At 72.2% G+C, this 14,211-nt stretch carries 7 protein-coding genes; 2 read left to right on the forward strand and 5 right to left on the reverse strand.

Going from position 1 to position 14,211, the window contains the following annotated elements:
* Positions 1 to 187: 187 nt before the first annotated feature.
* A complete protein-coding gene (locus AC4BEG_RS21040) occupies positions 188 to 2,488 on the forward strand; it encodes a bifunctional glycosyltransferase/CDP-glycerol:glycerophosphate glycerophosphotransferase (RefSeq protein WP_490701292.1) in 2,301 nt (766 codons plus the stop codon).
* 43 nt (positions 2,489 to 2,531) lie between these two features.
* The gene (locus tag AC4BEG_RS21045) at positions 2,532 to 4,571 is read left to right on the forward strand and encodes a glycosyltransferase family 2 protein (protein ID WP_490701293.1); all 2,040 of its coding nucleotides are present in this window, start codon (positions 2,532 to 2,534) and stop codon (positions 4,569 to 4,571) included.
* A 138-nt stretch (positions 4,572 to 4,709) separates the two neighbouring features.
* Here AC4BEG_RS21045 and AC4BEG_RS21050 read toward each other — a convergent pair whose 3' ends face one another.
* From AC4BEG_RS21050 to AC4BEG_RS21070, 5 genes are all read right to left on the reverse strand, one after another.
* Entirely contained in the window at positions 4,710 to 6,722 is a 2,013-nt protein-coding gene (locus AC4BEG_RS21050; protein ID WP_490701294.1) for a glycosyltransferase, read from the reverse strand.
* The gene (locus AC4BEG_RS21055; protein WP_490701295.1) at positions 6,712 to 8,745 is read right to left on the reverse strand and encodes a hypothetical protein; all 2,034 of its coding nucleotides are present in this window, start codon (positions 8,743 to 8,745) and stop codon (positions 6,712 to 6,714) included. The genes AC4BEG_RS21050 and AC4BEG_RS21055 overlap by 11 nt, the downstream gene beginning before the upstream one ends.
* A 163-nt stretch (positions 8,746 to 8,908) precedes the next feature.
* Positions 8,909 to 10,006, reverse strand: a complete 1,098-nt coding sequence (locus AC4BEG_RS21060) for an FkbM family methyltransferase (protein ID WP_490701296.1) — start codon at positions 10,004 to 10,006, stop codon at positions 8,909 to 8,911.
* Complete coding sequence (locus AC4BEG_RS21065) at positions 9,979 to 11,832, reverse strand: stealth family protein (RefSeq protein ID WP_490701297.1); 1,854 nt, start codon at positions 11,830 to 11,832, stop codon at positions 9,979 to 9,981. The genes AC4BEG_RS21060 and AC4BEG_RS21065 overlap by 28 nt, the downstream gene beginning before the upstream one ends.
* A gap of 29 nt (positions 11,833 to 11,861) precedes the next feature.
* The gene (locus AC4BEG_RS21070) at positions 11,862 to 14,198 is read right to left on the reverse strand and encodes a bifunctional glycosyltransferase/CDP-glycerol:glycerophosphate glycerophosphotransferase (protein WP_490701298.1); all 2,337 of its coding nucleotides are present in this window, start codon (positions 14,196 to 14,198) and stop codon (positions 11,862 to 11,864) included.
* Positions 14,199 to 14,211 lie beyond the last annotated feature (13 nt).

The following is a 14,211-nucleotide window of genomic DNA, read 5'->3' on the forward strand; positions in this document are numbered from 1 at the left end:
GCACGGCCGCCTTCAGGTCTCTGACGGATACGACGCCCCCGGCGGGTTTTTATGCCCGCCGGGGGCGTTCTTCACCCGCTTGGCCGCCCCTCCATCGACTTATCGGGCATACCGGGACGTACCACCCTAGGGTGGGCAGTCAGTGAGCGCTTCGCGCCTCGACCGCCTTCGCGTCCCGAGGAGCCCCATGCCCCGCTTCAGCATCGTCATCGCCGCCTACCGTGTGCAGGGTTATCTCAGCGCCTGTCTGGACTCCGTGCTGACGCAGTCGTTCCGCGATATCGAGGTGGTCGCGGTCGACGACCGCTCACCGGACCACTGCGGGGCGATCATCGACGCGTACGCGGTGCGCGACAGCCGGGTCGTGCCGGTGCACCAGGAGGTCAACTCCGGGCCCGGCCCGGCCCGTAACGCCGGTGTCGACCGGGCCACCGGCGACTATCTGCTCTTCCTGGACGGTGATGACACCCTCGCCCCCGGGACCCTCCAGGGGCTCGCCGACCGGCTCGCCCTCAACGAGGACCCGGACATCCTGTACTTCAACCATGTACGCACCTATTGGTCGGAGCGCAGGGAACCCAGTCTCTTCGGTGAACTGCTGGCCTCAGCGGGTACCGATGTCTTCTCCGTATCGGAACGCCCCGCGTTCCTGCGGATCTTCGCGATGTCGTCCAACCGCGTCTATCGCCGCGCCTTTTACACCCACCACGGCTTTGCGTTCAGCGAGGGCATTTACGAGGACGCTCTGCTCTCGTACAAGACGATGCTGATGGCGCAGCGAATAGCCTGCGTGGATCTGGTCGGCCTGGAATACCGGCAGCGGCGGGTGGGCGCCAGTACGGGAAGCCCCGGCGAGAAGCACTTCATCATCTTCCGGCAGTACGCCCGGCTCTTCGCGTTCCTCGAGGACAAACCGTGGCTCGACCCCTTGCGTCCCTTCCTCTTCGAACGGGCCGTCTCGCACTTCCTGTTCTGTCTGGACCGCGCCTCCCGGGTGGCGGCGGCGGACCGGCCCCGCTTCTTCGCCCATGCCGCCGAGTGGTACCGCACCCACCTCCCCGAGGGATTCACCCCGCCGGTCGAGAACCAGTGGCGCTTCGAGGCGCTGGCCCACTGCTCGTTCCTCCGCTACCGGAAACACGAACTGTCGGTCCGGGCGGCGGCCGGGGCGCGCAAGCTGCGGCGGATCGCCCGGCCGCCGGTGGCCAGACGGGCCAAGCAGACCCTGTACCGGGCGCACCGGCAGCGGCCGGTGGACCCCAATCTCGCGGTGTACTCCGCCTATTGGGGCCGTGGGGTGCTGTGCAATCCGGGGGCGATCTACCACAAGGCCCGGGAGCTGGCCCCGCATATCCACGGGGTGTGGGTGGTGAAGAAGTCGGCGATCGAGTCGCTTCCGGACGGTGTGGACTACGTCATCTCCGGCACCCGCGACTTCTACCGGACCGTGGCCCGCGCCAAGTACCTCGTCAACAACGTCAATTTCGCCAATGACGTGGTGAAGCGGCCGGGTACGGTGCATCTCCAGACCTTCCACGGAACGCCGCTGAAGTGCATGGGGCTGGACCAGCAGCGCTATCCCGCCGCAGCGGCGGGAATGAGCTTCGGCAATCTCCTCAAGCGCATTGACCGCTGGGATGTCGCGCTCTCCTCCAACCAGCACTCCAGCGAGGTATGGGAGCGGGTCTACCCCGCCTCGTACCAGCTGCTGGAATACGGATATCCGCGCAACGACGTATTCGTCTCGGCGACCGATGACGATATTTGGCGGATCCGCGCGGAGTTGGAGATCCCCCCGGGCCACACCACCGTCCTCTACGCGCCCACTCTGCGCGACTACCAGAAGGGCTTCACACCCCGTCTTGACCTGGAGCGGCTGAGCCGCGCCCTGGGCCCGGAGACAACACTCCTGGTACGGGCCCACTACTCGTACCGGCCGCACGACGGCCTGAAGCGGCTCCAGGAGGCGGGGCTGGTGATCGATGTGTCGGCCCACCCGTCGATCGAGGAACTCTGTCTGGCGGCCGACGCGTTGATCACCGACTACTCCTCGGTGATGTTCGACTACGCCGTTCTGGACCGTCCCATCGTGATCTACGCGGACGACTGGGACATCTACCGGTCCACCCGCGGCGTCTACTTCGATCTGCTCTCGGGGCGCCCCGGTGAGACTCCGGGTGCCGTCGCCCGTACCGAGCGGGAGCTGACCGAGGTCTTCCGTGAAGGCCGCTGGTGCGACGCGGACGCGACCGCGCTGCGCGCCGCCTTCCGGGCGCGCTTCTGCCCGTTCGACGACGGCCACGCGGCGGAGCGGGTGGTACGGGCCCTGATGCTGGCCCCCGACGGGACGGAGTCCCCCCAGCCACCCGCGCTCCGCACCCCGGCGCCGGTGCGGGCGCCCGGCGGTGCGGTCACCGTACGGCGCGGCACGGGGGCCCTTCCGGACCACACCACACAGCCGATCCAGCTGTCCCCCGACGACGACTGAGACCCCTGCCCGTACCCCTGTCCCCGTACGTCCGGAGCCCGCCATGTCCGCTGAGTCCGCTGAGCCCTCCGTCCGTGTCAGCGTCATCATCCCCGCCTACAACGCCATGCCGGAGCTGATCCGGTGCGTCACCTCCGCGAGGGAGCAGACCATCGGGCTCGACCGCCTGGAGATCATCGCGGTGGACGACGGCTCGACCGACGGCACCGCCGCGGAACTGGACCGACTCGCCGCGGACTGCCCCGCGCTCCGCGTCATCCACCAGGAGAACTCCGGCGGCGCGGGCGGGCCGCGCAACACCGGCCTCGACCATGCGCGGGGCGACTTCGTCTTCTTCCTCGACTCCGACGACTACCTGGGGCCGGACGCACTGCGCCGCATGGTCGCCATGGCCGACGAGAACGGCACCGACATCGTCCTCGGCAGGATCGCCTCGGTGGGCGGACGGGCCGTGCCCAGGGCCGCCTTCCAGCACAACCAGCCCCGCACCGACATCTTCTCCTCCCACGCCTATCTGACCCTGGGCCCGTGGAAACTGTTCCGGCGCTCCCTCATCGAACGGCTGCGTCTGCGCTTCCCGCCCTACCGCAACTGCGAGGACAAGCCGTTCACCGCCGCCGCCTACCTCAACGCCTCCGGTATCTCCGTGGTCGCCGACTACGACTGCTACTACGTGCGCTACCGCGAGAACCGGAGCAATCTCACCCTCACCGCGGGCGATCTCGTCCACCGGATGGACGGCATCCGGCTGTGCTTCGAGACCGTGGCCCGCTATCTCGAACCGGGCCCGCGCCGGGACCAGATCATGCGCCGCCATGTGGAGTGGGAGCTGTGCGGGCCGCTGCGGGGGCTGCTTCCCCGCGAGAACGAGAAGGTCGCGCGCGAGCGCTTCTTCCCCGAGTTCCGGCACTTGGCGCGGACCTGGGTGACCGACACCATCTTCCAGCGGATCGACGCGCCCGACCGGCTCCTGATCCACCTGCTGCGCGCCGACCGCTTCGAGGACGTACTGACCGTGGCGCGGAACGCCAAGCGGGACGCCCAGTGCGGGTACCTGATCGACAAGGGCCGGGTCTACTGGCTGCACCCCTTCTTCCGGGATCACACCGCCGATGTGCCCGACGCGTGTTTCGACATCACCGACCGGCTGCCGGTCCGCCACCACCTGGAGACGGCGCGATGGCACGGCGGAGTGCTGCGGCTGACCGGTCACGCGTACATCGAGGACGTCGACGCCCTCGAACCGGCCACCGAGATCGTGCTGCGCAAGTACCAGTCCGAGCGGCCCGAGGTGCGCGTGCCCACCACCCCGTGCCCCGCCGCCCGACCGCTGCCCGGGGAGGGGCGTTACGAACAGTCGGGCTTCAGCGCCGAGCTCGACCCGGCCACCGTCGACGACGGGGCCCCGCTCGAACGTGGCCTGTGGAACATCTATCTGGACGTACGCGCCCAGGGCGTCAGCCGTACGGTGCGGTTCGGCAACAGCCGTGAGGACGGGGAGACCACCCACCCTCCGCGGCGGGCGCTGACCACACCTGGGGGCGAACCCCTGGTCGTGGTGCCGTACTTCACCCCGTACGGCAATGTCTCGCTCGACGTCGGCCAGGTCGCCCACCCCCTTGACGCCCCCTGCCAGGTGACCCGGACCGCCTGGCACCCGGTCCGGAAGAGCACCCTGGTGGTCGGTGGCCGACTGGCCGACGACGTGACGCGGGACGGCGGGAGGCTGCGGCTGCGCGCCGAGAACGGAGCGGGCGCGGTGCGCGAGATACCGGTGCGCTACGGACCCGGCGGCTCCCGCGACTTCACCGCCCGACTGCCGGTCGGAAGGCTGGGCGAGGGCCGCTGGACACTGGTGCTGATCATGGAGAGCCCCGATGGCGAGGGGCCGTACCGCACCGCGATCGTGCCCCGCTTCGGCCGGCTGCCCGGGACCCGCTGGTTCCGCCTCGGCCGCCCGTACTACGCCAAACCGGTGGCCCAGGGCCCGGCCGCGGCACTCGGTCTGGAGGTGGCCCCGATCAGGGTCGCGACGGGCGTACGGCGGCGTCTGCGGCGCGGCTGGGCCCGCCTCACCGGGTGAGATGCGCCCCGAAGGGGCGCGGGGCTGTGTCGATGTGCGGCTCCGCCGCGTGGGCGCGAGAAGCCACTAAGCCGCAGACGCACGACGGCACCTAAGCCGCAGACGCACGACGGCACCTCGCGGCACTTCCCGCGGAGCTCAGAGGCGTCGCAGGCGGTTGCGTACCGCCGCGATCAGCCGCACCGGGGCCACCCGCAGTTCCAGGGTCAGCTCGCCACGCCCCGTCAGCGGCTTGGCGTAGTACGGGCGGCCCCGGCGCAGCCAGCGGGCGCCGGGCAGCCGGGCGGGCGGTGGCACGGGTGCCGCGGGCGGCGGGCCGTCGCCGCCGGAACCGAGGAGCGCCAGCGTCACCGTCCACCGGCCGCGGCTCAGCTCGCGTACCGGCAGCCGGGCGGTGAAGGCGCCCGCCGGGTGGCCCGCGGCGAACCGCACCGGGTGGTCGCACACCCGGCCATCGGTGTGCTCGGCGCGCAGCCGCAGCATCCGGCCCCGGGGAGCCGGGGTGCCGGGCGGCAGCAGCCGTCCGGCGACGACCAGCGTGCCCTTGTCGGACGGGTGCCACACGGCCTCGGTCACCTCGCACGGCGCTCCCCGCGGGGCCGGGCCGATATCGAACGAGAGATTGCGGTACGGGGCGGTGAAGTACGGCGTGACGCGGGCGCGCAGACCGGGGCCCGCGGCCACGACGCGGCGGGCGGTGCCGATGTCGAGCCCGTCGTCGTGGCGGTGCCCGAACCGTACGGTGCGGCTGATGCCCTGGGCCCGGACGTCGAGGAAGACATCCCAGACGCCGGGGCGCAGCGGTGCCCCGCCGTCGACGGTGGCGATGTCGATGTCCGCCGCGAACTCCGGTCTCCCCGGGGCCCCGGCGGGGGTGACCGGAATCCGCAGTTCGTCCTTGGCGTCGCGCCGGCGCAGCACCAGGTCGGTGCGGTCCTCGGGGCCGGGGCGGAGGCCCTCGATGGCCGCCCGGCCGCGTACCCGCAGGATGCTGCGGCCGTGCCAGCCCGCGCCGGTGAGGTGGTGATGGACCGGCAGCCGGTCGGTGACGTCGAAACACAGGTCGGGCACGTCCGCGGCGGGGTCGCGGAAGAAGGGGTGGAGCCAGTAGACGCGGCTCTTGTCGACGAGGTGACCGCGGCGACCGTCCCGTTCGGCGTCGCGTACGACGGACATCAGATCCTCGAAGCGGTCGGCGCGCAGGAGGTGGATCATCAGCCGTTCGGGCGCGGTGAGGGTGTCGAAGAGCCCGTCCGAGCAGTGGTCGAGCGCCCATCGGCGCAGAACGGGGAAGAAGCGGTCACGGGCGTCGGCCTCGCTCTCCCGGGGCAGCGCGCACACCGCGCCGCACAGTTCGGACCGGATATGGCGCCGCATGACCATGTCGCGGCGGGGGCCGGGCCGGGTGTACCGGGCGGCGGTCGTGAACAGCAGCCCCATGGCGTCGAGTCGGTCGTCGAGCCGGCCGTCGAGCGCGGCGGTGGTGCGGGCGGGGTGCGGGCCGCTCTCGCGGGAGCCGAGGTGGTAGCAGTCGTAGTCGGCGACGACGGAGATGCCGGAGGCGTTGAGGTAGGCGGCGGCGGTGAACGGCTGCTCGCCGGTGCGGCACGGCGGGAAGCGCAGCTGGAACCGTTCGATCAGGGAGCGGCGGAAGAGCTTGTTGGGTTCGAGCGTGGCGTAGGCGCGGGAGCTGTAGACATCGGTGCGCAGCTGGTTGTGGCGGAAGACCGCCCTGGGGACGGCGCGCCCGTCCGGGCAGACCATCCTGCCGAGGACCACGTCGGTGCCGTTCTGGTCGGCCGTGGCGACCATACGGCGCAGTGCGTCGGGCCCCAGGCGGTCGCCGGTCTCGAGGAAGAAGACGTAGTCGCCGCGGGCGAGGTCGAGACCGGTGTTGCGAGGGCCGCCCGCGCCGCCACCGCTCTTGTGGCGGACGGCTTTCAGCGCGGGGCAGTCCGCGGCGAGCCGGTCCAGTTCCTCGGCCGTGCCGTCGGTCGAGCCGTCGTCGACGGCGATGATTTCGAGGCGGCTGAGCCCGATGGTCTGGTCCCTCGCGGAGGTGACGGCCCGGGTGACCCTGGGCATGGCGTCACGGGTGGGGACGATCACGCTGACACGGGGGCGCGGGCCGGTACGGCGGTTACGCGACATGCTGGCTCCGGGAGTGGTCGCGCAGTTGGATGACCGCTTCGCCCCGGGTGGCGGCGGACGCCACCGCATCGCCGAAGCGCTGGAAGGAAGGCGGGTAGGCCGGGCCGAGTAGAAACTCCCTCAGCTGGTGGCGGGCGGTGCGCAGCTCGTCGTGGGCGGGGTCGAAGAGCAGCCACAGCAGGTGGTCCGTCCCCGACCCGTCCGGACCGAGCAGATAGGCGGCGCCGGCCGCGGTGAACTGCCGCCGGAACTCCGCCTCGCCGAGCCCGGCGGTGTCGGTGATGGCGTACGGCTTGAGGCTGGCGATGAAGTCGGACACCACGCTGGAGATGTCACCGATCAGCAGATCGGCCTGGTCGAAACACTGGTAGAGGGTGGGCGCGGGGCCCTCGACCACCTGGTGCAGCCAGGGCGGCGCGGCGGCCCAGTGGGCGCGGTGCCACTGCCGCCGCAGCTCCTCGGCCTCGGCCTGGACGGCCGGGTCGGGTTCGGCGCTGTCGCGGGTGAGCATCGCCTCGTCGGCGTCGGCCCGGTGCAGCCGGGCGTCCAGCTCGGCGATACGGCGGGTCAGCCCGTCCAGTTCACGGGCGGCTTCCTCGCGGGCGGCGGTGATGTCCTCCGGCTCCTGGGCGAGCGGTCCGGCGGCGCGTTGTTCGTTGGCGGCGCCGATCAGGGCGACGACGCGCTCATGGGCGGCACGGGCCGCGGGGGAGCGGCTGCCGGTGAACGGATGCGGTTTGTACAGCACACGGACCGGGCGTTCGCTCTCCAGCAGACGCCGTACGAGGTGTTCGCCCGCCGTGGTGAGTGAGGTGTTCCCCGGTTCGTCGGTCCACCCCTCCCAGGTGGGGGCGTACAGCACGGTGGGGACGGGCGCCGGGGCGTGATCGATGTCGGCCACCCGGACGCCGTCCAGCTGGGGGCGGCCGACCTCGACGATATCGGCGTCCCGGACCCCGACGGCGGCCTCCGCGTAGCGCCGCCGTCCCGCCTCGCCCGCCACCCACACCTGGTCGTAGACCTTGCTGTAGGGGTTGACGCTGGCGATCTTGTCGCTGTCGCCGTGGCCGAGGAAGACATGCTGCATGGTGGGAACGCGCAGCAGATGGATGTTCTCGCCGACATTGGCCGGGTAGAGCGCGACCCGCACACTGCTGAGGTCCAGGTTCATCAGATGCACCGCGTTGGGGACACAGAGCACCGGCAGCGGGGTCGGGGCCAGCTCCTCCACCAGATGGCGTTCGCGCAGCAGGACCAGGGACGGGGTAGGCAGTGCGGCCACCGCCTCCAGCCACATGTTGACCTGGTACGCGGAGTCGCGGGAGCCGGAGAAGTGCAGGATGGTCTCCGGCCGGTGCCGGGCCAGCCAGGTGTCGACCTCGGCCAGCACCTGCGCGGCGCCGGGCATCCGGATGGCCTGGACGAGGTACGGGACGAGCGCGAGCACCGTCACCAGACAGCCTCCGGCGGCCAGCGTCAGCGCGGCCACCACCCAGCGGGCGTCATCGGTGTCCAGCGAGACCGTCAGCCCCAGCAGGGTGACCAGCTCATAGGTGAGCATCCGCTGACCGGGCCATTCGGTGAGCCGCCGGGGCGGCCGGTCGCTGATCCGCAGCCGCCGCAGGTCGATGTTGCGGGTGACGACCGCGAGCCCGCGGCGGCGGCGGATGAGGGTTCGTATCGCGGCGTGCAGGGCCTGGCCGCCCAGCAGACACAGCACCAGCGTCATGGCCGCGGCCAGCCCGATCGGACCGGTCAGACGCAGTCGGCCGAGCAGTAGGAGCAGCAGGACACAGCGCAGTTCGAAGCGCAGGGTCTCGCCGATGTGCAGCCGTCCCAGACGGGTCATCAGCCCGGGTTCGGTGCGGTGCAGCAGCAGATCGCAGCCGCAGCCGAGCAGCCCGGCCGCCGCGAAGAGCCCTCCGGACCCGGTGAGGGCGGCAGCCGCCGCCGTCACCATGCACCCGGCCAGCGCGACGAAGGCCACGAGGCCGCGGGGACTCTTGATACCGAGGCGGTTCATGACGCGTGCCCTTCACGGCGGATAAGTCGTACTGGTTGGAAACTGTAGGTGAAGGTACCTATTCGCGCCTTTTGTCATGAATCAGCGGAGTGCTGCTCGATCAGCGCTCCCCCGTGGCCCCGGGGTCCGCCCCGGTCCTCGGTGTCACCTGGACGGCTCTCTGTTAGTCGGCGGAGACCGGCACCTCCGCACTGCGTCGGCGGCCCGGCACCGCGGAGCCGGAGGGGGAGGTCGCGGCACCCGGGCCGAGCGCCCGCCGGGCGAACGCGGCCGCGCCCGCCAGCCACCACCGGCCGGGGTAGCCGCCGGACAGCCCCGGCAGCAGCCCGGAGCGCTGGGCGCGCGGGCGGTAGGGCGCGTTCCAGCCGTAGGGGAAGGACGCCTTGTCGGGGGCGAGCACATTGGTGGTCTCGTCACAGGCGAGGATCGCGATCAGCCACTGCCGTACGGCCCGGTGGAAGGCGGGCGTCAGCGGGCGCGGGGCCAGCAGCCAGTCGCGGCACTGGGCGCTCACCGCGGGCCGGTAGCTGGTCTCGTCATAGCGCTGCCAGGGGGCGTCCGGGGTGATCGGGTGGAGCCCGTAGTCCATGGCGGTCAGCGGCGCCAGCGCCGTGCGCAGTGTGTCGTGGTCGGCGCTCGGCAGCAGCTCGCAGACGATCCACGGCCGGTGGCGGCGGACCGTGGACAGCGCGCCCTCCAACACCGCCGCCTCGAAGGTCTCCACATCGACCTTGATCAGATGCGGGGTCAGACCACGCTCTTCGGTGACCGCGTCGACCGTGGTGACCGGCACCGACACCGAGGCGCTGTGCTTGCGGTGCGCCGGGTTGAGCGAGTTGGACGACTCCGACTTCTGCGAGAAGTACAGCTCGGCGGTGCCCGGTTCACGGGAGAGCGCGGTCTGGTGCACCTCGAACCCCAGCTGGTTGCAGGCCCGGATCCGGCGGCACAGCGCGGCGGTCTCCGGGGTCGGCTCGAAGGCGATGGTCCGCGGGCCGCCCTTCCCGTACACCGCGCTGATCAGGGCCGAGTACAGCCCGATATGGGCGCCGATGTCGTACACCGCGCCGCCGGGGGGCGCCTGCTGGGCCAGCGCCAGCAAGGTGGCCTGGGTGGTCGGCTCGTAGCCCGCGAGCCCGGCCCGCCGCAACTGCCGCTGCACCGCCGTCTGTTTGCGGCTGAGCACGTTGAGCGCCCGCGGATAGGGGCCGCTGCTCCGAAGGACCTCCGGGTTCAGCGGGAGAGTGATGGCGAGGGGCATGGCTGCCGCGTCTCCTGTCGGGACGGAGCCCGCTCCAGCGGGCTGGGAACGGGGAAGTAGGCGTCGAGGAACGGGTGGAGGACGGCAAGCTGGTCCGCGAGGTCGTGCTCGGAGGAGACCGTGTCGTTGAGGCAGAACGCCTGGCGGTGGCGTGACCGCAGCAGTCTGGCCAGCCGGGAGCGGATGGCGGGCTGGGACAGGTCGAAGTAGTCGTAACGCAGCGAGGAGGGCACCGCGCGACCGGTCAGGAACGCGTAGTAGTGGTGGAGCGAGGACGGGACGGAGACGTCCGAGGCCGAGCGCACCCGGCTGGCCATGGTGGCCCGCACCTCCTCGGGGAACTCCCGCTCGATCTCGGCGAGCACACTGCGCCGCAGCGCGTGCGGGGTGTGCTTCATCTTCTGCGTGACGGTCGCGCCGAACCGGCTCTCCAGCAGTACCCGGTTGTTCTTCCCCGCCGCCGACACCGGGACGTCGTCGGGGTCCGGGGGAGCCAGCGGGATCAGCGCGCGGGAGGGGAAGAACTTGGACACCCCGTTGGCCAGGAAGAAGTCCTGCGGGGTGACCGGGGAGCCGAGGAAGACGTCGTCGTTGAAGTAGAGGAAGTGCTCGGCCAGGCCGTGGATGTGGTGCAGCCGGGTCTCGATGGCATGGGAGTTGAACGTCGGCAGCGCGCCCGGGTCGTCGAAGATGTCCCGGTGGTCCACGACGGTGATGCCCGGGTGGGAGAGCGCGAGCCAGTCCGGGACCTGGCGGTCCGTCACGAGGTAGATATGGCGCACCCAGGGGGCGTAGAGGTAGAGCGAGCGCAGTGAGTAGCGCAGCTCGTCGCGGTTGGCGTAGCGGGCGGCGTTGGCGGCCTGCGCGTGGTAGCCCAGGCCCGCGGCGGCGGCGCGGCGCCGCTGCCACAGCGGGTCCGAGCCGTCGACCCAGGTGTAGACGACGTCGATGGGGAAGCGCACCTCGTCCGGCAGCCGGGTGAGGAACTCCGGCCGGGTGCGCACCAGCGGCCCGGCCCGCCAGCCGTCGGCCGGGGCGAGCCGGGTGAACAGATGGCCGGACGCCCGGACCGGCTCCCCGACCAGGGGCACCGACGCGGTGGTGCGGTTGAACCGCGGTGCGAGCAGCAGCGGCCTGCCGCCCTGTTCGGACGGTTCCCAGAACTCGATGTCACAGCCGTGCGCGGGGCCCAGCACCAGCCGCTCCCCGGACCCTCCGACCGGCCCGGTGTGGTAGCGGGTGAAGCGGACGACAGGGGCGTCCTTCAGCCGCCGCCAGGCGCCGGTGGCGGCGCCCAGCCGCGGCGGTGTCGCCGGGTGCTTGGGGCGCGCGGGCTGGGAGACATAACCCGCCTCCCGCGCGCACAGCGCGGTGAGCGCCGCGATCACCTGGGCCCGCTGATCGGCCCGTACGCCCACCGCCGAGGCGAGGTTGCTGTGGCAGCGGACGACGAAGTGGTCCAGCTCGGCGCGGTCCAGGGCCTCGCACACCAGCCGCAGATTCTCGGCGCGGGCGAACAGCGGGGTGGGCACGGGCGCCACGGTCGCCACCCGGGCGGCCCGCCGGTCGGCGATCAGGATCCGCCCGTTGGAGCCCAGCAGCCCCGACCGGCGCAGCCGCCGCCGGGCCCGGCGCAGCCGCAGCGCTCCGGAGACCGCTGATGCGCTGCCCAGGCCCCGCATGGCCGCGCGGCGCAGTCCGGCGCCGGTCATGGCGACGACCGCGCGGCGGACCGGCAGGGGGACCGCGCGCCGGTAGCCGCGTACCAGGGGCGGGGGTTCGGCGAGCCAGGGGCGGGGACGGGCGGGCGGTGCGGTGAGGGGCATCGTGCGTCCTGGGTCGTGCGTCCTGGGGGTTAGTGGGGGCGGCTCCGGTGGGGCAGTGCGGCGGCCGTGCCGGACGCTCCCGCCGGGGAGACGTCCGCCGGTGCGGGCCCGGCCGGTGACGGGCAGGCCGGTGCGGGCGTGGCCGGTGCGGGGTCCGCGCAGGAGCGCCGGGCGGCCGGGGCGGGGCGGCGCTCGGCCAACGGCACCACGGACGGCAGGAGTTCGGCGGGCTGGCTCAGGAACACCCGGCGCACCACGCGTTCGGCCGCCCGGCCGTCGTCGTACGGGCAGAAGCGGGACCGGAAGGCGGCGCGCAGCGCGGTGGCCCGCGCGTCGTACCAGGCGTCCGTGGCGAACAGGGAGATCAGCTCGGTCTCGGAGCGGGAGACCGGGCCGGGCGGATAGGCGGTGATGTCGAAGTAGGTGCCGCGGGCGGCGCGGTAGGCGTCCCAGTCGTCGGCGTGGATGACGATCGGGCGGTCGAGGTTGGCGTAGTCGAACATGATCGACGAGTAGTCGGTGATCAGCGCGTCGGCGGCCAGGCACAGTTCCTCGACGCTGGTGTGCGCCGAGACGTCGATGACCCGTCCGGTGCCGCGCGGGCGGGGCCCCTGGCCGTAGAAGTAGTGCGGCCGGACCAGGAAGGTGAAGCCGGGGCCCAGCGCGCGGGCCACCCGCTCCAGGTCCAGCCGCGATACGAAGCCGCGCTGGTAGTCGCGGTGAGTGGGCGCGTACAGCACGGCGGTGCTGTCCGCCGGAATGCCCAGCCGCTCCCGCAGCCGGGCCACGTCGTCGGCGGTGGCGCGCTGGAAGACATCGTTGCGCGGGGAGCCGTAGGCGAGCGTGGTGTAACCGGAGGGGTAGACGCGCTCCCAGGTCAGCGTGGTGTGGCGGTTGGCCGAGAGGCTGAAGTCCCAGCGGTCCACCCGCTCCAGCAGTTTGCCGAAGTCCATGCCGCGCGCGGCGGCCGGACGGTCCAGCAGATCCAGCCCCATGTGCTTGAGCGGGGTGCCGTGGTGGGTCTGGAGATGGATCTGCCCGGCTCGTTTGCGCATCCGCGGCGTGAAGTTGACGTTGTTGACCAGGAAGCGCGCCCGCGCCAGCGCCGTCCAGTACGCGGGCGAGCCGGGCTGGATCCGGCGCACCCCGGGCGGCAGGGTGTGCGCGTACTCGGGGGTGGTGATCCAGACGGTGCGCACCCCCGGGGCCAGCTCGCGCACCTTAGCCTCGATCGCCGCCGGGTTGCAGGCGTAGCCCCGGTGCCAGTACGCGGCGAACACCGCCAGCCGGGGGTCGATGGCGCGGCACCGCTGCACCCGGTAGTGCAGCCACAGCGCGGCGGTGCGCAGCCGTGCGTACGCCCCCGGGGCCACCGCCACGGCGCGCTGCCGGATCTGGTCGGCGCCGCGCAGGAACTGGAACGCCCGCCGGGCGCCCAGCCGCAGCAGCAGACAGCGCCACCCGGCGCGGCCGGGCGGGGTGATGGCATCGCCGGGCCGGTAACGGCGGTGGTGGGCGCCCGCCCGCCGGAAGAACTCGGCGCGAGCCGCGGCCGGAAGCCGCCCCGGAGCGGTGAAGACCGCCGCCAGGTGCTCCACCATCCGCTGGAACAGTGCCGGACGCCAGTGGGCCAGTTCGGGCCGTCCGTCCAGGAACCGGAACACCCGGTCGTACTGGTCGAACACATCGAGGTGGCGGCGGCTGGTGGTGCGCAGGATCCCACCGCGCCGCCGCTGCCGGTAGCGCACGCACACCCGGTCCAGTACGGCGATGGACTTCGCGGACAGCAGGACCGGGAAGGTCCAGGACGTGTCCTCGTAGAAGCCGGTCGGGAAGGCGAAGCACTCGGCGCGGACGAAGTCCCGGCGGTACGCCTTGTTCCACGCCACCATCAGCAGCCGCAGCAGTTCGGGCCGCTCGTTCAGCGTGAAGACCTGGGGGTCGCTCTGGCGCAGCAGCTCGGCGCGGACGTTCCGGGCGGCCCGGCCGGTCCAGTCCACCCGGGCGTAGTCGTAGACCAGCACCTGGGGATCGCCGGTGCGGGCCAGCCGGTCGGCGATGGCGCGCAGCGCGCCGGGGGCGAGGGTGTCATCCCCGTCGAGGAAGATCAGGTAGTCGCCGGTGGCCCGGCGGATCCCGGCGTTGCGGGCCCGGCCGAGACCGGCGTTCTCGGCGAGGTGCACCGGGCGCACCCGGGGGTCGCGGGCCGCGGCCTCATCGATGATGGCGCCGCATGCGTCGGGGGAGCGGTCGTCGACCGCGATCAGCTCAAAGTCCGCGAAGTCCTGGTCCAGGACGGAGCGCAGACAGTCGTGCAGATAGGCCTGCACCTGGTATGCGGGCACGATGACGCTGAACCGGGGCACGGGGCATCCCATC

It is taken from the genome of Streptomyces sp. JLBJ103, from assembly GCF_058215575.1.

Bases quoted from the DNA above. Each gene is read 5' to 3' on its own strand.
- AC4BEG_RS21040 (WP_490701292.1), top strand. From the start codon at position 188: ATGCCCCGCTTCAGCATCGTCATCGCCGCCTACCGTGTGCAGGGTTAT.
- AC4BEG_RS21045 (WP_490701293.1), top strand. From the start codon at position 2,532: ATGTCCGCTGAGTCCGCTGAGCCCTCCGTCCGTGTCAGCGTCATCATC.
- AC4BEG_RS21050 (WP_490701294.1), bottom strand. From the start codon at position 6,722: ATGTCGCGTAACCGCCGTACCGGCCCGCGCCCCCGTGTCAGCGTGATC.
- AC4BEG_RS21055 (WP_490701295.1), bottom strand. From the start codon at position 8,745: ATGAACCGCCTCGGTATCAAGAGTCCCCGCGGCCTCGTGGCCTTCGTC.
- AC4BEG_RS21060 (WP_490701296.1), bottom strand. From the start codon at position 10,006: ATGCCCCTCGCCATCACTCTCCCGCTGAACCCGGAGGTCCTTCGGAGC.
- AC4BEG_RS21065 (WP_490701297.1), bottom strand. From the start codon at position 11,832: ATGCCCCTCACCGCACCGCCCGCCCGTCCCCGCCCCTGGCTCGCCGAA.